The sequence below is a fragment of the Mesorhizobium sp. 10J20-29 genome (assembly GCF_054130485.1).
Map to the genome: position 1 here is coordinate 2914184 of NZ_CP199156.1, position 18637 is coordinate 2932820.

Annotated in this window: 14 protein-coding genes; 9 read left to right on the top strand and 5 right to left on the bottom strand. The window is 63.7% G+C overall.

Features of this window, described 5'->3' with window-relative positions:
* The gene (locus ACT2BZ_RS13930) at nt 1–1281 is read right to left on the bottom strand and encodes an O-antigen ligase family protein (protein WP_457935736.1); all 1281 of its coding nucleotides are present in this window, start codon (nt 1279–1281) and stop codon (nt 1–3) included.
* Nucleotides 1282–1554: 273 nt separating this feature from the next.
* Here ACT2BZ_RS13930 and cysD point away from each other — a divergent pair, with 273 nt between their 5' ends.
* Genes cysD through cysQ form a run of 3 tightly spaced genes read left to right on the top strand, consistent with a single transcriptional unit; the run spans nt 1555 to nt 5195 of the window.
* Nucleotides 1555–2460 carry a sulfate adenylyltransferase subunit CysD gene (gene cysD / locus ACT2BZ_RS13935; RefSeq protein WP_457935737.1) on the top strand — a complete coding sequence of 302 codons (906 nt, stop codon included), beginning with the start codon at nt 1555–1557 and terminating at the stop codon, nt 2458–2460.
* Between the two features lies 1 nt (nt 2461).
* The gene (cysN, locus tag ACT2BZ_RS13940; RefSeq protein WP_457935738.1) at nt 2462–4399 is read left to right on the top strand and encodes a sulfate adenylyltransferase subunit CysN; all 1938 of its coding nucleotides are present in this window, start codon (nt 2462–2464) and stop codon (nt 4397–4399) included.
* The gene (gene cysQ / locus ACT2BZ_RS13945; protein ID WP_457935739.1) at nt 4377–5195 is read left to right on the top strand and encodes a 3'(2'),5'-bisphosphate nucleotidase CysQ; all 819 of its coding nucleotides are present in this window, start codon (nt 4377–4379) and stop codon (nt 5193–5195) included. Before cysN ends, cysQ begins: the two co-directional genes overlap by 23 nt.
* 38 nt (nt 5196–5233) lie before the next feature.
* Here the strand turns inward: cysQ and ACT2BZ_RS13950 are convergent, their stop codons facing one another.
* The 4 genes from ACT2BZ_RS13950 to ACT2BZ_RS13965 all read right to left on the bottom strand — a co-directional run bounded on the left by ACT2BZ_RS13950 (nt 5234) and on the right by ACT2BZ_RS13965 (nt 9211).
* A complete protein-coding gene (locus ACT2BZ_RS13950; protein ID WP_457935740.1) occupies nt 5234–6376 on the bottom strand; it encodes a DegT/DnrJ/EryC1/StrS family aminotransferase in 1143 nt (380 codons plus the stop codon).
* 240 nt (nt 6377–6616) lie between these two features.
* Nucleotides 6617–7540, bottom strand: a complete 924-nt coding sequence (locus ACT2BZ_RS13955; protein ID WP_457935741.1) for a carbohydrate kinase family protein — start codon at nt 7538–7540, stop codon at nt 6617–6619.
* A complete protein-coding gene (locus ACT2BZ_RS13960; protein WP_457935742.1) occupies nt 7521–7982 on the bottom strand; it encodes an RbsD/FucU family protein in 462 nt (153 codons plus the stop codon). The genes ACT2BZ_RS13955 and ACT2BZ_RS13960 overlap by 20 nt, the downstream gene beginning before the upstream one ends.
* A gap of 2 nt (nt 7983–7984) precedes the next feature.
* Nucleotides 7985–9211 carry an ROK family transcriptional regulator gene (locus ACT2BZ_RS13965; RefSeq protein ID WP_457935743.1) on the bottom strand — a complete coding sequence of 409 codons (1227 nt, stop codon included), beginning with the start codon at nt 9209–9211 and terminating at the stop codon, nt 7985–7987.
* Between the two features lie 224 nt (nt 9212–9435).
* On the opposite strand from ACT2BZ_RS13965, the gene ACT2BZ_RS13970 reads away from it, so the two are divergent.
* The 6 genes from ACT2BZ_RS13970 to glgC all read left to right on the top strand — a co-directional run bounded on the left by ACT2BZ_RS13970 (nt 9436) and on the right by glgC (nt 18623).
* Nucleotides 9436–10467 (top strand): substrate-binding domain-containing protein, encoded by a 1032-nt coding sequence (locus ACT2BZ_RS13970; protein WP_457935744.1) that lies wholly within the window; start codon nt 9436–9438, stop codon nt 10465–10467.
* Nucleotides 10468–10580: 113 nt separating this feature from the next.
* Nucleotides 10581–11678 (top strand): ABC transporter permease, encoded by a 1098-nt coding sequence (locus ACT2BZ_RS13975; RefSeq protein ID WP_457935745.1) that lies wholly within the window; start codon nt 10581–10583, stop codon nt 11676–11678.
* On the top strand, nt 11654–12457 hold the full coding sequence (locus tag ACT2BZ_RS13980) for an ATP-binding cassette domain-containing protein (protein WP_457935746.1): 804 nt from the start codon (nt 11654–11656) through the stop codon (nt 12455–12457). The genes ACT2BZ_RS13975 and ACT2BZ_RS13980 overlap by 25 nt, the downstream gene beginning before the upstream one ends.
* A 137-nt stretch (nt 12458–12594) precedes the next feature.
* Entirely contained in the window at nt 12595–15063 is a 2469-nt protein-coding gene (locus ACT2BZ_RS13985) for a glycogen/starch/alpha-glucan phosphorylase (protein WP_457935747.1), read from the top strand.
* Nucleotides 15064–15123: 60 nt separating this feature from the next.
* The gene (gene glgB, locus ACT2BZ_RS13990; protein ID WP_457935748.1) at nt 15124–17337 is read left to right on the top strand and encodes a 1,4-alpha-glucan branching protein GlgB; all 2214 of its coding nucleotides are present in this window, start codon (nt 15124–15126) and stop codon (nt 17335–17337) included.
* A gap of 17 nt (nt 17338–17354) precedes the next feature.
* Nucleotides 17355–18623, top strand: coding sequence for a glucose-1-phosphate adenylyltransferase (gene glgC / locus ACT2BZ_RS13995; protein ID WP_457935749.1), 1269 nt, complete (start codon nt 17355–17357; stop codon nt 18621–18623).
* Nucleotides 18624–18637: the final 14 nt, after the last annotated feature.

An 18637-nucleotide genomic window follows, 5' to 3' on the forward strand; every position in this document is an offset into this window, starting at 1 on the left:
CTACCCACCCGGCTTCCAGCGCGTGATTGTGCCGCTCGACAGGAAGGTGCCGACGACCAGGAAGGCGATGAAGGCCGCGTCGAGAAGGTCGTGCCCGACGATGAGGCCGGTCATGCCGCCGATTCCGAAGGTCGCGACAAAGGTGACGAGCACCGCTGAGCCGAAGCGCTCGACCGGATCGTGGCTGGCGAATTTTCGCAACGCCGTGAGGCCAGCAAGCAGGAAGACCGCTACCAGCGAAATCAGACCTATGGGCCCGGCCTCGACCCAGGCTCCCAGAAATCCGTTGTGGAAGTGGGAAAACCGCAGGGGCAGCTCGCTCTTGACGGGATACTCGTCGCGGATGAGCAATTTCGTGAATTGTGGACCCTGGCCCAGAACGCGGTTCTGAAGCGCCAGGTGGATGCCCAACCTCCACAACAGCAGGCGCTGGCCGAGCGAGTTGTCGTAGTCGCCTTCCGTGCTTACCAGGCGCCAGTCGTTGGCCAGCGCCTCGACGCGACGCGGGACGGTTTCGCTTGCGGCGGCTGCAAACAACGCCAGGGCCAGGACAACGACCAGAAGCGTCCAGCGCGGGAAACCCGCCCGGATCTCGGCTCTGTAGATGTACAAGACCGCTCCAAGCGCGACGAAGAGCGCTACCCAGGTCATGCGTGTCCCCGACAAGAGGATGGCCACGGCGGCAGCGCCGACTGCGCCGTATAGGGCCGGGGCAAACCGTTTCTCCACGAGGAATGCACCGGCGAGCGCAACAGGCGCAGCGAGACAGGTGACGGTGGCGAAGATGATCGCGTTGCCGGCGCCGCCTTCGGCCCGACCGCCGTAAAAGGGATATTGGGCAGCTGCCAGGACGAGGGCGCCGTAGCAGGCGATCATGCTGCCGAAGACAGCCGCGCGCGCCAGGGCCTCCTTGTTCCCGGTGCTCCATCCCGAATAAAGCACCGGGAACAAGAGCAGCGTCAGGATCGGCCAGGCCTTTCCGGGCCAGCCGCCGATCATCGGGTTTGTGAAGATCGACAGGAGATAGACGGCCGAGTAGGCGTAGAGGGCGATGGTGATACGGATCATCGCGCGGTCGCGGCTGAGCGGCACTGCGCCGCGGCAGACATGGAGGAAGCCTTCGATACCCGCTCCGTTGACAAGGAAGCTCAGGGCCGAGCCGAAAACAGGTGCTACGGAGAAGCAGGCGAAGGTGAAGGCTGCGTTGACTTGCGACCGCGACAGGCTTGCGCAACGCCTGCCGAGGCGGGACAATGCGGAAACAGGTGGAAAAAGTGCCATGGCCTCGCGCGAATCGTCGATCTGACGGCAAGCAATGGCAGATTCATCCCCGGCGTGCAGCCTCTTTCGGGTATTGCCGGCCTGGCTGATGCTTGGCTTCGCAGAAACAATGTTCTACTGCGGCGGCGCGGCGGGCAAATTACACTTGCCGAATGGTGGCAAATTGGACGCGCGCTGCTTTATGAGACCGCCGAATGTGCGACACTGCCAGTCATTGATTTTCCACACCCGTGCTGTCCCCGGCGCGGCGCTTTTGTGTTGCTGAAGGTTCCCATGCTGGCAAGACTGACTCATCTCGACCGTCTCGAAGCCGAGGCGATCCACATCTTTCGCGAGGTGGCGGCGACTTTTTCCAAGCCGGTCATGCTCTACTCGGTCGGCAAGGATTCCTCGGTGCTGATGCACCTGGCGATGAAGGCTTTCTATCCCGCGAAGCCGCCGTTTCCTTTCCTGCATGTCGACACGACGTGGAAGTTCCGCGAGATGATCGAGTTTCGCGATGCGATGGCCGAGAAGCTCGGCTTCGACCTCTTGGTCCACATCAACGAGGACGGCGTGCGTGACGGCATTGGCCCGTTCACGCATGGGTCGAACACCCATACTCACGTGATGAAAACGGTCGGCCTGCGCCAGGCTCTCGACAAACACGGCTTCGACGCGGCCTTTGGCGGCGCCCGGCGCGACGAGGAAAAATCGCGCGCCAAGGAGCGCATCTTCTCGTTCCGCGACGCGCAGCATGTCTGGGACCCGAAGAACCAGCGGCCGGAAATGTGGAAGATCTACAACACCCGGGTAGCCAAGGGTGAATCGATTCGCGTCTTCCCGCTCTCCAACTGGACCGAGCTCGATATCTGGCAGTACATCCTGCAGGAGGACATCCCGATCGTGCCGCTCTACTTCGCCAAGGAGCGGCCGGTGGTAGAGCGCGACGGCATGCTGATCATGCGCGACGACGAGCGCATGGAGCTGAAGCCGGGCGAGACGTTGCAGAACCGCATGGTACGCTTCAGGACGCTTGGCTGCTATCCGCTGACCGGCGCGATAGATTCCGACGCCGATACGCTGGAAGGCATTGTCAGCGAGATGCTGACCGCCCGCACCTCCGAGCGACAGGGACGCATGATCGATCGCGATGAGTCCGGCTCCATGGAAAAGAAGAAGCGCGAAGGGTATTTCTGACATGCGCCACAGCACGGCCAAGAGCATCGAGGCGGTCGAGAGCGTCCGCGAATACCTAGCCGGGCAGGAGCGCAAGTCGCTGCTGCGGTTTCTGACCTGCGGCTCTGTCGACGACGGCAAGTCGACCCTGATCGGCAGGCTTCTTTCGGACACCAAGCAGATATTCGAGGATCAGCTGGCGACGCTGGAGCGCGATTCCAAGAAGCACGGCACCACCGGCGAGGATGTCGATTTCGCATTGCTGGTCGACGGGCTTGAGGCGGAGCGCGAGCAGGGCATCACCATCGACGTGGCCTACCGCTTCTTCGCGACGCCGAAGCGCAAGTTCATCGTCGCCGACACGCCGGGCCACGAGCAGTACACGCGCAACATGGCGACTGGCGCCTCGACGGCCGATCTCGCCATCGTGCTGGTCGACGCCAGGCAGGGCGTGCTGGCGCAGACCAGGCGCCATTCGATCATCGCCTCGCTGCTCGGCATCCGCCACATCGTGCTGGCGATCAACAAGATCGACCTCGTCGATTTCGACCAGGCGGTGTTCGACCGGATCGTCGCCGACTATGCCGGCTTCGCCAAGGATCTCGGCTTCGCGTCCATCGCGCCGATCCCGATGTCGGCGCGCTATGGCGACAATGTCGCGCGCCGCTCGGAGCGGATTGGCTGGTATTCGGGGCCGACACTGGTCGATCATCTTGAGACGGTGGTGGTCGACGACATCGCAGTGGAAGGACCGTTCCGCTTTCCGGTGCAATATGTGAATCGTCCCAATCTCGATTTTCGCGGTTTTGCCGGCACCATCGCCTCGGGCTCGGTCTCCCAGGGCGACGAGGTGGTCGTCGCCAAGTCCGGCAAGGGCTCGCGCATCAAGCGCATCGTTGCGCAGGGCGGTGATCTGGCGAGCGCCGTCGCCGGCCAGGCGGTGACGCTGGTGCTGGCCGACGAGGTCGAGATCTCGCGCGGCAACATGTTGGTGGCGCCGAATTCCCGGCCGCATGTCGCCGACCAGTTCGCGGCCAACCTCGTCTGGTTCAACGAGCACGCGCTGCTGCCCGGCCGCTCCTACATTCTGCGCACCGAGACTGACCAGGCGAGCGCTACGGTGACGGAGCTGAAGTGCCGCATCAACGTCAACAATTTCGCCCGCGAGGCCGCCAAGTCGCTGGAGATGAACGAGGTCGGCATCTGCAACATCTCGGTGCAGTCGCCAATCGCCTTCGACAGCTTTGCCGACAACCGGGCGACCGGCGCCTTCATCCTGATCGACCGGATCAGCAATGCAACGGTCGGCGCCGGCATGATCCTGCATCCGCTGCGGCGCGCCGACAATATCCACTGGCAGTCGCTCGACGTCGACAAGAAGGAGCGCGCGCTGGCCAAGAACCAGCGGCCGGCGGTGTTCTGGTTCACCGGCCTGTCGGGCTCGGGCAAGTCGACCATCGCCAACCTTCTGGAGAAGAAGCTGCACGCGTCTGGCCGCCACACCTACATACTGGACGGCGACAATGTCCGGCACGGACTGAACCGCGATCTCGGCTTCACCGACGAGGACCGCGTCGAAAACATCCGCCGTGTTGCCGAGGTGGCGAAGTTGATGGCCGATGCCGGCCTGATCGTCATCGTCTCCTTCATCTCGCCCTTCCGGGCGGAGCGGCGGATGGCGCGCGACCTGTTGCCGAAGGGCGAATTCGTCGAGGTATTCGTCGATACGCCCTTCGAGGAATGCGCCAAGCGTGACCCCAAGGGTCTCTATGCGCGGGCACTGGCCGGCAAGCTGAAGAACTTCACGGGTGTGGATTCTCCCTACGAAGCGCCGGAAGCACCGGAAATCCATCTCGAAACGCTCGGCAAGTCGCCCGAAATGATGGTAGAACTTCTCGACGAGTGGCTGATCGAACGCGACCGTATGGAACAGCAGTATGAAGAAGGCGGCGGCATCTGACGACGCGGCGATCCTCGGGGTCTTCGAAGATCTGGCGCTGAACGCCGGCCGAAAGGTCATGGAAGTCTTCCATGCCGGCTGCGCGGTCGACCGCAAGTCGGACGAATCTCCCGTGACCGAGGCCGACCGCGAGAGCGAGAAGATCATTCTCGCAGGGCTACGCGAGGCGTTCCCGTCGATCCCCTGCGTCGCCGAGGAGGAATCTGCGGCAGGAACCGCGCCATGCAGCGTCGGAGAGGCCTTCTTCCTGATCGACCCGCTCGACGGCACAAAGGAATTCATCAACCGCAACACCGATTTCACGGTCAACATCGCGCTGGTGCGCGACGGCACGCCGGAGGTCGGCGTCGTCTATGCACCATGCACCGGCCGTTTCTTTTCAGGCCGTCCGGGCAGGGCGGAACTGGTGGAACTGAACGAAGAGGGCGAGATCGCCGGCCGCCGGCCGATCCGGGTGCGCGCGGGTGCCGCGCCGCTGACCATCGTTGCCAGCCGTTCGCATCGTACGCCGGAGACCGACGACTTCATTGGCCAGTTCGAGGCGGCCGAGATCGTCTCGGTAGGGTCGTCGCTGAAATTCTGCCTGGTCGCCAATGGCGAGGCCGACATCTATCCGCGTTTCGGCCGCACGATGGAGTGGGACACGGCGGCGGGCGACGCGGTGCTGCGCGCCGCCGGCGGCTGCACCACCACCCTCGACGGCGAACCGCTCGGATACGGCAAGTGCAACCAGGCGAGCGACAGCGACTTTGCCAACCCCTATTTCATCGCCCGCGGCAACGTCCCCGGCCACTAGGCGGCTGGAACGGCGGAGTTGTCGGGCTGCCGTGCCGCCTACTCGGCGGCGAGCGTCGCCGCATTGCTGCCGATGAAGTTGCGGATCGTCGAGATGACGCGGTCCTGGTCTTCCGTCGACAAATAGGGGTGCATCGGCAGGCACAGGATGGTGTTGGGCAGGGCTTCCGAAACCGGCAGGCCGCCCGGCGCCACCGGGAAGTCGCGATAGGCGACCTGCTGGTGCAGCGGCTTGACGTAGTAGATCACCGAAGGAATGCCGTTTTCCTGCAGATGCGCTTTCAGCGCGTCGCGGTTCGGCGTCTCGATGGCGTACTGCGCCCAGGCCGAACGGTCGCCAGCGGGCGCGCGCGCCGCCTTGACGACATCGCCAAGACCCTCGGCATAACGCTCGCCGACGCGGTTGCGCGCCTCCATCTCGTCCTCAAGGATGGCGAGCTTTTCGAGCAGGATCGCCGCCTGGATCGTGTCGAGCCTGGAGTTCAGGCCGATATGGACATTGTCGTACTGCGTCTCTCCCTTGCCGTGGAAGGCGTAGGAGCGAAGTTTTTCGGCAAAGGCATCGTCATTGGTGAACATCGCGCCGCCGTCGCCGTAGCAGCCGAGCGGCTTGGCCGGATAGAAGCTGGTCGAGGCGACAAGCCCGAAGGAGCCGCACATGCGTCCCCCGGTCGAGCCGCCGATGGCCTGCGCTGCATCCTCGATGACGATGAGGTTTTCGCGTGCCGCAATCGCGGCGATCGCCTCGTAGTCGGCGGCGATGCCGAACAGGTCGACCGGGATGATCGCGCGCGGCACGAGGCGGCCCTCGGCCTTGATCATTTCTATCGCCGCCTCGAGGCTGGCGACATCGATATTGTAGGTGTCGGGTTCGACGTCGACGAAGACCGGTTCGGCCTTGGCGAGCGCCACGACCTCGGCCGTCGCCGCGAAGGTGAAGCTCGGCACGAAGACCGCATCGCCGGGACCGATTCCCGAGGCAAGCAGCGGCAGGAGCAGAGCGTCGGTGCCGTTGGCACAGGCGATGCAGTGCCTGGTACCGACATAGGCGGCGAGCTTCTGCTCGAACTCGGCGACCTGCGGGCCCAGAATGTAGCGGCCGTCGGCGACTACCTGGTTGATGGCCGCCGTCAGACGGTCGCCGATACGCTCGCGCTGCGCGCCAAGATCGATGAATTGCATGCGTCACCCGGATGATTTCAGTATCGGGTGGCTGATAGCAGAGATGGTATTGCCTCGAAAGCACCCGCCGAGGGCGCAAATGCGCGCATTGCTGGCGCCACGTTACCGGAACGTCAGGGTCCGCATGGCCCGGAAAGGCCGAAAACCCGGCAATCGGGGCCCCGCCGGCGCGGAACCGGCAAGCCGGCCAATTTTCCGAAACATAATGTGATCGGCAAGAATGCCCGGAAACGACCGGGTTCAGGCGAGTTCTGTCTTCCAGGGCGGGTTGGCGCCGGCGCGCGAGACGGTGATCGCCGCGGCCGCGGCGCCCAGCGACAGGGCACTGCGGATGGCGTCTTCCGAGAGGTCGGCGAGGGCGGACTTGGAGAGCGCGCCCTGCTCGTGCAGCGAGGCGAGGATGCCGGCGTTGAAGGTGTCGCCGGCGCCGACCGTGTCGACAACCGTCACGGGCTTCGGCTTGACGGTAACGCTGTGGTTCCTGGTGTAGCCTGTGGCGCCCTGGCTGCCGCGTGTGACGACGATCAGCTTGGGGCCGCGCTCCAGCCAGTCCGCGGCGATCTCGTCGACGCTGCCCGCCTCGCCGAACCATTTCAGGTCCTCGTCGGACAGTTTCACGATGTCGGCCATTCCCACCATGCGGTTCATGCGGGCAAGGTGCCTTTCCCGGTCGGGAATGAAGGCGGGACGAATGTTGGGATCGAGCATGGTGACGCGATGCCTGTGCTCACGCGCCATCAGCGCCTCATAGGTTGCGCCGCAGGGTTCCGGAATGAGGCTGATTGCGCCGAACAGCATGGCGTCGACCTCGGGGCCGAGATCGGGCAGGTCGTCCTCGGACAGCATGCGGCCTGCGGTGTTCTCGTCGTAGAAGACGTAGCTGGCGTGGCCGTCCACAAGGTGCACGAAGGCGAGCGTCGTCGGTCGGGAAGAGATGTGGGCAAAGCGCGTTCCGACATGGCTTGCAGCGAGTGATGCCTGAAGCTGTTCGCCGAACAGGTCCGACGACAGGCCCGAGAAGAACTCGACCGGCACGCCGAGCCGGCCGAGCGCGATCGCCGAGTTGAACACCGCGCCGCCGGAATAGGGCGCCAGAGCCGGCTCGCCGGTTGTCGCCGTGCGGGGCAGCATGTCGATCAGGGCTTCACCGCAGCAGATGATCATTGTCAGGTACTCTTCCAGGGTGGATGACGCCCTTGCGGACAATGAAATTGGCATACAGGCGCCTCTCGCCCGTCGCAACCACCGCAAAGGCCGACCGGACCCTGTCATAGAAGGCCTGGCCGGCGAGCGCTACGACCTCGCGGCCCGGAGCGCGGCGCTGGCAAGCGGCGACGATTTCGACATGCACCGGATCGAGTGCCTCTGCATCGCCGGCCGGCGCGGCGCGAAACAGCGCCTGCGGCACCGCATCGTCGACCGGCAGCACCGCGAGCACCGCGTCGATGACGTCGATCAGGGAATGCCCGTCGGCCCGCAGGACACGGTGGCCATGGGCTACGGCCGGATAGTTGGCGTCGACGATTGCCAGTTCGTCGCCATGCCCCATGGCGCGCAGCGTCGCCAGGAATTCGGGGCCGAGCAGGTCCGGGATCCCGATCAGCATGGTCAGGCCCAGCTCTGTTGTGCGCCGGAGCCGATCAGGAAACGTTCCGACAGGGGAAGGCTGGCGCCGCCGAGCGCGCGCGCATGAATGCCGACGGTGCCCTCGCGGACAGCCGGAACGCTGAGCCCCTCGACGTCGATATGCTGCAGCGCCTCGGTGACCGCCGCGACGAGCCGCTGGCGGGCGTTTGTGGGCATCCAGCCGTCAATGATGGCCGCTTCGAAGTCGATGACGGCCGATGCCGAGACAATGGAGTAGGCAAGCGCGCGTCCGGCGGTCTGGAACCAGGTTTCGAATTCCGGTTCCTCGCCACGCCATTCCTCCGGTTGCGTCCACAAATAGTTGGCGTCTATGCCCCGCTCATTGAGCGTTTTCTCGAGGATGGCAAGCGATGCAATGTCAATGAGTTGGGCTGGCCGACCCTCGGGCCCCGGTACCGGCATTGAACCGACTGCGCCGGCATTGCCGCTGTGGCCGCCAAACAGCCCGCCATTGAGGACAATTCCGCCGCCGGCGAAGGCGCCGATGTAGAAATAGATGAAATCGCGCAGGCCACCGGTCTGGCCAAACACCAGTTCTGCGCCGCAGGCAGCGGTCGCGTCGTTCTGCAGATAAACCGGCAGTTTACACTGCGCCATGATATCCGCGCGGATATCGCAATGGCGCCATTGGTCCATGATGTCGCGCGGCGCGCCCGCCGTATCCGCCCAGTTCCACAGCTCGAACGGCATGGCGATGCCGAGGCCGGCGATGCGCGCATTCTGGGTTGAAGTCAGGCCGGCTCGCATGCGCTTGATGCTATCGCTGACGAACTCGACCGTTTCGCGCGGCGCCGGGTAGCGATAGGAATTCTGGAGCATGGCCCGGACGTTGCCGAGCAAGTCGATGAGGACGAGTTCGGCGCTGCGTCGACCGATTTTCAGCCCGAGAAAATACGCTCCATCGGGGTTCAGCGACATCGGAACAGAGGGCTGGCCGACCTTGCCGCGTACCGGTTCCTGGCGGATGAGCAGGCCCTCCTTCTCCAGCTCGCGCATGATGACCGAGACGGTCTGAGCGGAAAGCCGGGTCATGCGGGCGATTTCGGTCTTGGAGAGGCTGCCGTGCTCGCGCACCAGCGAGAAGACGAGGCGCTCATTACGGTCACGCATGCCGCTCTGGTTGGTGCCATGGTGGAAGTGGCGGTCGGCCGGTTCGGTCGAACCTTGCCTGTTGTTGCCAGTATCCACGTCAAGCTCCTCCCATGCGCCGCATCCTTACGCGGGGACGCGACATAACCGCAACAATGAGTGTCACAGAGTGGCATGTCAATAATAAATCAGAATGAATTATTTATTATTGACTCTGCTCCGGCTTTGCTGTTTTCTGATCGCAAGGCGGCCAGCAGTTATCGGCCGCCGACCGGATGCCGAATGAACGGCACCGACTTTCTTTCACCCGGGAGGATTACACAGTGACCAAGATCGCACTTCTGAAATCGACAGTATTTGGCGCAGCCGCAGCTGGCCTGCTGGCATTCTCGTCCGCAGCTTCGGCTGCCGACACCGCCGCCTGCCTGATCACCAAGACCGACACCAACCCGTTCTTCGTCAAGATGAAGGAAGGCGCTGAGGCCAAGGCAGGCGAGCTGGGTGTCTCGCTGAAGTCATATGCCGGCAAGGTCGATGGCGATCATGAAAGCCAGGTCGCGGCAATCGAGGCATGCGTCGCCGACGGCGCCAAGGGCATCCTGCTGACGGCGTCCGACACCAAGGCAATCGTCGATGCCGTGAAGAACGCCCGCGATGCCGGCGTGCTGGTGATTGCGCTCGATACCCCGCTCGACCCGATCGACGCAGCTGATGCGACTTTCGCTACCGACAATTTCAAGGCCGGTCTTCTCATCGGCCAGTGGGCGAAAGCCAAGCTTGGCGACAAGGCGGCCGATGCCAAGATTGCAATGCTGGATCTCGCCATCTCGCAGCCTTCCGTCGACGTCCTGCGCGACCAGGGCTTCCTTCAGGGCTTCGGCATCGACCTCGGTGACCCGAACAAATGGGGCGACGAGACCGATCCGCGCATCGTCGGCAATGAAGTGACTGCCGGCAATGAAGAAGGTGGTCTCACGGCGATGGAATCGCTGCTGGCCAAGGACCCCGACATCAATGTCGTCTACACGATCAACGAGCCTGCAGCGGCCGGCGCGTTCGAAGCGCTGAAGGCAGCCGGGAAGACCGACGTGCTGATCGTCTCGGTTGACGGTGGCTGCCCGGGAGTCGCCGACGTCAAGGAAGGCGTGATCGGCGCCACGTCCCAGCAGTATCCTCTGCTGATGGCCTCGCTCGGCATCGAAGCGATCGCCAAATACGCCGCTGACGGTTCCCTGCCGGCGACCACCGAAGGCAAGGACTTCTTCGATACCGGCGTTGCGCTGATCACCGACCAGCCGGCCGAGGGCGTGGAATCGATCGACACCGCCAAGGGCACCGAGCTCTGCTGGGGTTGATATTCAGGTTGATCGACAATCCGATCTGACGTCAGATTGGGAGGAGGGCGGCCTCGAGCCGCCCTCTTCATAAGAGCCATTACATTGGCCAATCATATTGCAGGAGGGAATCCATGCCAGGGACAAGCGAGAAGCCATCAGGGTTCGAAGCCGGCCTGAGCGGTGCAGCCACCGCGGTTGCCGAATTCCACGAACCATACAAGACTCCATTGAAGCGTATCCAGCATTGGCTGCATCGGACGCCCTCGGCCGTGCCCATTATCGTGCTGCTCGTGGCAGTCGTGATCTTCGGCCTGCTGAACGGCAATTTCTTCAAGGCCTCGACGCTTTCGGTCATTCTCCAGCAGATCGCGATCGTCGGCATTCTCGGCTGCGCGCAGTCGATCGTGGTGCTGACCGCAGGCATCGACCTGAGCGTCGGCGCGATGGCGGTTTTCTGCTCGGTGTTGATGGGGCAGTTTACCTTCCGGTATGGAATACCCGCACCTGCAGCGATCGCCATGGGCCTGGCCGCAGGCACGGCGATGGGCGCGATCAACGGCTTTCTGGTGGCGCGAATCCGGTTGCCACCCTTCATCGTGACGCTCGGAACCTGGCAAATCATCCTGGCGTCGAACTACATTTACTCGGCCAACGAAACGATACGTTCCTCCGACATTTCAGAAAAGGCGCCATCGCTGCGCATCTGGGGCGAGGCTCTGGTCTTTGCCAGTGATGGCACTCCAAACAGCGGCTTCAAGGTGCTGCTTGCAGTCTTCCTGCTGATCGCGCTCGTGGCAATCATGGCCTATTTGCTGCGCGAAACGGCCTGGGGCAGGCATGTCTATGCGGTGGGAGATGATCCTGAATCGGCGAAGCTGGCGGGCGTCAACACCTCCAAGACACTTATCCAGGTCTATGCGCTGGCTGGCTTCTTCTGCGCCATCGCTGGCTGGGTGATGATCGGTCGCTTCGGCTCGGTATCGCCCTCGGCCTCGACCGGTGTGCTCGGCAATATCCAGTCGATCACTGCCGTGGTGATCGGAGGCATCTCGCTGTTCGGCGGCCGTGGAACGATCGTCGGCATGTTCTTTGGCGCGCTGATTGTCGGCGTGTTCGAAATGGGACTGCGCCTTGTCGGCACCGATCCGCAATGGACCTCGTTCCTGATCGGCGTACTCATCATTTTCGCAGTCGGTATCGACCAGTGGATCAGAAAGGACGCGGCATGACCATTCAACCAATCCTGACGGGCCGCAACCTCGTGAAGCGTTACGGCAAGGTTACGGCACTCGACCATTGCGATTTCGACCTCTATCCGGGCGAAATTCTCGGCGTCATCGGCGACAATGGCGCCGGCAAGTCGACGCTGATCAAGACGATCTCGGGCGCCGTGCAGGCGGACGAAGGCGAAGTGCGTCTCGAGGGCAAGGTGGTCAACTTCGCCTCGCCGATCGATGCGCGCAATGCCGGGATCGAAACGGTGTACCAGACGCTGGCCATGTCGCCGGCGCTGTCGATTGCCGACAACATGTTCATGGGTCGCGAGATCCGCAAGCCCGGCTTCATGGGCAACTGGCTTCGCCGTCTGGACCGGCCGGCGATGGAGCAGTTTGCCCGTGACAAGCTGAACGAACTGGGCCTGATGACGATCCAGAACATCAAGCAGGCGGTCGAGACGTTGTCGGGCGGCCAGCGCCAGGGTGTTGCGGTGGCACGTGCCGCCGCCTTCGGGTCGAAGGTGATCATTCTCGACGAACCAACCGCCGCACTCGGGGTCAAGGAAAGCCGTCGCGTGCTGGAGCTCATCCAGGACGTCAAGTCGCGCGGCATTCCGATCATCCTGATCAGCCACAACATGCCGCATGTCTTTGAAGTTGCAGACCGCATCCACATCCACCGGCTCGGCCGCCGACTGATCGTCATCAATCCGAAGGACTATTCGATGTCGGACGCGGTGGCTTTCATGACCGGCGCGAAGGAACCCGAGGGAACTGCCGAGGCTGCCTGAGGCTTCGACGGCAACACGCAAAATCCTTCCCCGGCGCATATTCGTTTGAAAAACGCCCGGGAACCGCTAGCATCGTTCCGGGAGGATTGCCGGGAACTGCCTGCGTTGCGGGCGGTGCAGAACACTATAGGGGCGACATGACGCGCGCTATGACATCCGAACTCCCGCAGTCCGTCCTGCAAAAATCCGATCCGAAAACGCTATCGAGCGAAATCCTAAAAGCGCTGAAATACCGGATCGGCAAGGACGCGACGGTCGCGACCCAGCATGACTGGCTGACCGCTTCGATCGAGGTGGTGCGCGACCGCATCATCGATCACTGGATCGAGTCGACCAAGGAGACCTACGAGCTCAAGGAAAAGCGCGTCTACTACCTCTCGCTGGAGTTCCTGATCGGCCGGCTGATGCGCGACGCATTCTCCAATCTCGGCCTTCTGGATTCGATGCGCCAGGCGCTCGAGTCGCTCGGCGTCGACCTCGACGTGATTGCCGCGCTCGAACCGGACGCCGCACTCGGCAACGGCGGCCTGGGAAGGCTCGCCGCCTGCTTCATGGAATCGATGGCGACCGTCGACGTGCCCACGCATGGCTACGGCATCCGCTACGCCAACGGCATGTTCCGCCAGGAAATCGCCGACGGATGGCAGGTCGAACTGCCCGAAACCTGGCTCGACCATGGCAATCCCTGGGAATTCGAACGCCGCGAGCGCTCCTTCGAGGTCGGTTTCGGCGGCCATGTCGAATCGGTTACCACGGGGCAGGGGCGTCTGGAGCGTCACGTCTGGAAGCCGATGGAGCGCATCCTTGCCGTCGCCTACGACACGCCCGTCGTCGGCTGGCGCGGCAAGCGCGTCAACACGCTGCGGCTTTGGTCGGCGATGGCGATCGACCCGATCCTGCTCGACGCCTTCAACGCCGGCGACCACATCGGCGCGCTGCGCGAGAGCAACAAGGCGGAATCGCTGGCGCGTGTGCTCTATCCGGCCGATTCCCACACGGCCGGGCAGGAACTCCGGCTGCGGCAGGAATACTTCTTTTCCACGGCCTCTCTGCAGGACATCATCCAGCGCCATTTCAGCCAGTTCGGCGACCTGCACTCGCTGCCCGACCAGGCAGCCATCCATCTCAACGACACGCATCCGGCCATCGCCGTGCCTGAACTGATGCGCCTCCTGATGGACGTGCACGGCATCGACTTCGACGATGCCTGGGACATAACCAAGCGGACCTTCGCCTACACCAACCACACCCTCCTGCCCGAGGCGCTGGAGAGCTGGCCGGTGCCGATGTTCGAGCGCCTGCTGCCGCGCCATATGCAGATCATCTACGCCATCAACGCCGAGGTGCTGCACGAGGTGCGCGCCGCCGGCAGCTTCAGCGACGAGCAGGTCCGCCGGATCTCGCTGATCCAGGAGGATGGCGACCGCCGCGTCAGGATGGGCAACCTGGCCTTCGTCGGCTCGCACAGCATCAACGGCGTGTCGGCGCTGCACACGGAGCTCATGAAGGAGACGATCTTCGCCGACCTTCACAAGCTCTATCCGGACCGCATCAACAACAAGACCAACGGCATCACGCCGCGGCGCTGGCTGATTCAGTGCAACCCCGGCCTGACCCGCCTGGCGCAAGAGGTTATCGGCGACAAGTTCCTCGACGACGTCAACGAGCTGAAGGGCCTCGACAAGTTCGCCGAGGATTCGGCCTTCCGCGAGAAGTTTGCCGGGGTGAAGCGCGCCAACAAGGAGCGGCTGTCGAACCTCGTGGCCGAGCGGCTCGGGATCAAGGTCGATCCGTCGGCGCTGTTCGACATCCAGGTCAAGCGCATCCACGAATACAAGCGCCAGCTGCTCAACATTGTCGAGGCGGTGGCGCTCTACGACCAGATTCGCTCGCACCCCGAACGCGACTGGATCCCGCGCGTGAAATTCTTCGGCGGCAAGGCGGCGCCGAGCTATCACAACGCCAAGCTGATCATCAAGCTGGCCAACGACGTCGCCAAGGTGATCAACCGCGACCCGGCGGTGCGCGGCCTGCTGAAGGTGGTGTTCATCCCGAACTACAATGTCAGCCTGGCCGAGATCATGATGCCCGCGGCCGACCTGTCGGAGCAGATCTCGACGGCCGGCATGGAAGCGTCCGGCACCGGCAACATGAAGTTCGCGCTGAACGGCGCTCTGACGATCGGCACGCTCGACGGCGCCAATGTCGAGATCAAGGAATGCGTCGGCGACGAGAACATCTTCATCTTCGGCCTGAAGACCGAGGAAGTCGCCGAGCGCCGCAACAACGGCTACGATCCCAAGGCGGTCATCGACGGATCGCCGGAACTGGCGCAGGCGCTGTCGGCGATCGCCACCGGCGTGTTCTCGCCCAGCGATCCGACGCGCTATGCCGAGCTGATCGACGGCCTCTACAAACATGACTGGTTCATGGTTGCCGCCGATTTCGATGCCTATGCCGCGGCGCAGCGCGATGTCGACGCCGTCTGGCGCGACAGCCCCGACTGGTACGCCCGCGCGATCCGCAACGTGGCGCGCATGGGCTGGTTCTCCTCCGACCGCACGATCCGGCAATACGCGAAGGATATCTGGAACGTCCCTTTATGATGTGAATTGCACAATAGCGGCGACAAGACCGCACAAGGGCCCAGGGAGGGCCTCGAGGAAATGACGAAGCCGCGCGCTTCAGCGACCAAGGACGGCCCCGCGCTTGCGTCTGCCGGCGACATGGAGGCGATCGTCGCCGGGGCGCATGGCAATCCCTTTGCTGTGCTGGGCGTGCACGAGGCGCCCGGCGGCGGCCTCGTCGCCCGCTGCTTCGTGCCGCATGCCGAGACCGTCAGCGCCTTCACGCTGGACGGCAAGGAAGCCGGCACGCTGGCGCGCCGCCATGATGGCGGCTTCTTCGAGGGCAAGCTCAAGATCCGCAAGCGCCAGCCGCTGCGCTACCATGCCCGCAACGCCGGCGGCGACTGGTGGCTGACCGATCCCTACTCCTTTGGTCCGGTGCTCGGTCCTATGGACGACTATTATATCGCCGAGGGCTCGCATCTGAGGCTGTTCGACAAGCTTGGCGCGCACCAGCTCGACCACGAGGGAGCGACCGGCTTCAACTTCGCGGTCTGGGCACCGAACGCCAAACGGGTCTCCGTCGTCGGCGATTTCAACGACTGGGACGGCCGGCGCCACGCCATGCGCAACCGTCAGGACACCGGCATCTGGGAGGTCTTCATCCCCGATCTCGCGCCCGGGCACGCCTACAAATACGAGATCGTAGGACCAGCCGGCGAGACGGTGCCGCTGAAGGCCGATCCCTATGCGACCCGCTCCGAGTTCCGGCCGGCGACCGCCTCCATCACCGCGGCGCCGCTCGCTCACCAGTGGGGCGACGACAAGCACCGCGCCTACTGGCGCAAGGCCGACAAGCGGCGCGAGCCGATCTCGACGCTGGAAGTGCATGCCGGATCGTGGCAGCGCCGCGACGATGGGAGCTTCCTGTCGTGGGACGAGATGGCCGACCGGCTGATCCCCTACGTCGTGGATTGCGGTTTCACCCATATCGAGTTCATGCCGATCTCCGAGCATCCCTATGACCCGTCCTGGGGCTACCAGACGACCGGCCTGTTCGCGCCGAGCGCCCGCTTCGGCGAGCCGGAAGGCTTTGCCCGTTTCATCGACGGCGCACACCGGGCCGGCGTCGGCGTCATCCTCGACTGGGTGCCGGCGCATTTTCCGGTCGACGCGCACGGCCTGGCCATGTTCGACGGCACGGCACTCTACGAACACGCAGACCCGCGCAAGGGGTTCCATCCCGACTGGAACACGGCGATCTACAATTTCGGCCGCCGCGAGGTGATCTCCTTCCTCGTCAACAATGCGCTCTACTGGGCGGAGAAATTCCACGTCGACGGACTGCGCGTCGATGCCGTGGCCTCGATGCTCTACCTCGACTATTCACGCAAGCAGGGCGAGTGGATCCCCAACGAGAAGGGCGGCCGAGAAAACCTCGAGGCGGTGAGCTTCCTGCAGAAGATGAACGAGGAGGTGTATGGGCACCACCCGGGCGTCATGACCATTGCCGAGGAATCGACGTCATGGCCGAAGGTGACGCAGCCCGTCTACGAGGGCGGGCTGGGCTTCGGCTTCAAGTGGAACATGGGCTTCATGCACGACACGCTCGAATATTTCGCGCGCGATCCCATCCACCGCAAGCATCACCACAACGACCTGACCTTCGGCCTGCTCTACGCTTTCTCCGAGAATTTCGTGCTGCCGCTCAGCCATGACGAGGTGGTGCACGGCAAGGGCACGCTGCTCACCAAGATGGCCGGCGACGAATGGCAGAAATTCGCCAATCTGCGCGCCTACTACGCCTTCATGTGGGGCTACCCCGGCAAGAAGCTGCTGTTCATGGGACAGGAGTTCGCACAGCGGCGCGAATGGAGCGAGGAGCGCGCGCTCGACTGGTGGCTGCTCGACGAGAAGCCGCACCGGGGCGTGCACAAGCTGGTGCGCGATCTCAACTATCTCTATCGCTCGCGTCCGGCGCTGCATGCGCGCGACTGCGAGCCCGACGGCTTCACCTGGCTGATCGCCGATGACAAGGACAATTCGGTGTTTGCCTGGCTGCGCAGCGCGCCGGGCGAGAATCCGGTCGCCATCATCTCGAATTTCACGCCCGCGCCGCGCGACAATTATCGCGTGCCGCTGCCGCTGGCCGGACGCTGGCGCGAGATCATGAATACCGACGCCGCCGACTATGGCGGCTCGGGCAAGGGCAATGGCGGCGCGGTGGAGGCGACGCCCGGCGAGGGCGGCGCTACGGCCACCATGGTGCTGCCGCCGCTGTCGACGATCATGCTCGAGTTCGTGGGCGAATGAGTAACGGGGAGGAGAAAATGGTGGAGGCCAGAAACAGAACCCAGCCGCTGGCGCGTGACGCCATGGCCTATGTGCTGGCCGGCGGCCGGGGCAGCCGGTTGAAGGAACTGACAGACCGGCGCGCCAAGCCGGCGGTCTATTTCGGCGGCAAGACGCGCATCATCGACTTTGCGCTGTCGAATGCCCTGAATTCCGGCATCCGCCGGCTCGGCGTCGCGACACAGTACAAGGCGCATTCGCTGATCCGCCACCTGCAGCGCGGCTGGAACTTCCTGCGGCCGGAACGTAACGAGAGCTTCGACATCCTGCCGGCCAGCCAGCGCGTCTCGGAGACGCAATGGTACGAGGGCACGGCCGACGCGGTCTACCAGAACATCGACATCATCGAGGACTACGGTCCCGAGTACATGGTGATCCTGGCCGGCGACCACATCTACAAGATGGATTACGAGCTGATGCTGCGCCAGCATGTCGACGCCAATGCCGACGTGACGGTGGGCTGCCTCGAAGTGCCGCGCATGGAAGCGACCGGCTTCGGTGTCATGCATGTCGACGGCAAGGACAACATCATCTCCTTCATCGAGAAGCCCGCCGACCCGCCCGGCATCCCCGACAAGCCCGAATGCGCGCTGGCCTCGATGGGCATCTACGTGTTCCGCACCAAGTTCCTGATGGAACAGTTGCGGCGCGACGCAGCCGAGCCGGAATCGACGCGCGACTTCGGCAAGGACATCATTCCTTACATCGTCGAACACGGTAAGGCGGTTGCCCACCGCTTCAACAAGTCCTGCGTGCGCGCGACGTCCGAGAACGAGGCTTACTGGCGCGATGTCGGCACGATCGACGCCTACTGGGAAGCCAATATCGACCTCACCGACATCACGCCCGAACTCGATCTCTACGACCGTGACTGGCCGATCTGGACCTATGCCGAGCTGAAGCCGCCGGCAAAGTTCGTGCACGACGAGGACGGCCGACGGGGATCGGCGGTGTCGTCGCTGGTCGCCGGCGACTGCATCATCTCGGGCGCCTCGCTGCGGCGCAGCCTGATCTTCACCGGCGCGCGCATCAATTCCTTCTCGACGCTGGAAGACGTCGTGATGCTTCCCGATTGCTATGTCGGGCGCAACGTCCGCTTGAAGCGGGTGGTGATCGACCACGGCGTGAAGATCCCGGAAGGCATGGTGGTTGGCGAGGACCCGATCCTCGATGCCAAGCGCTTCCGCGTTTCGGAAAAGGGCGTCTGCCTGATCACCCAGGACATGATCGACAAGCTGGAACTTTAGCGGGAAAGCATCGA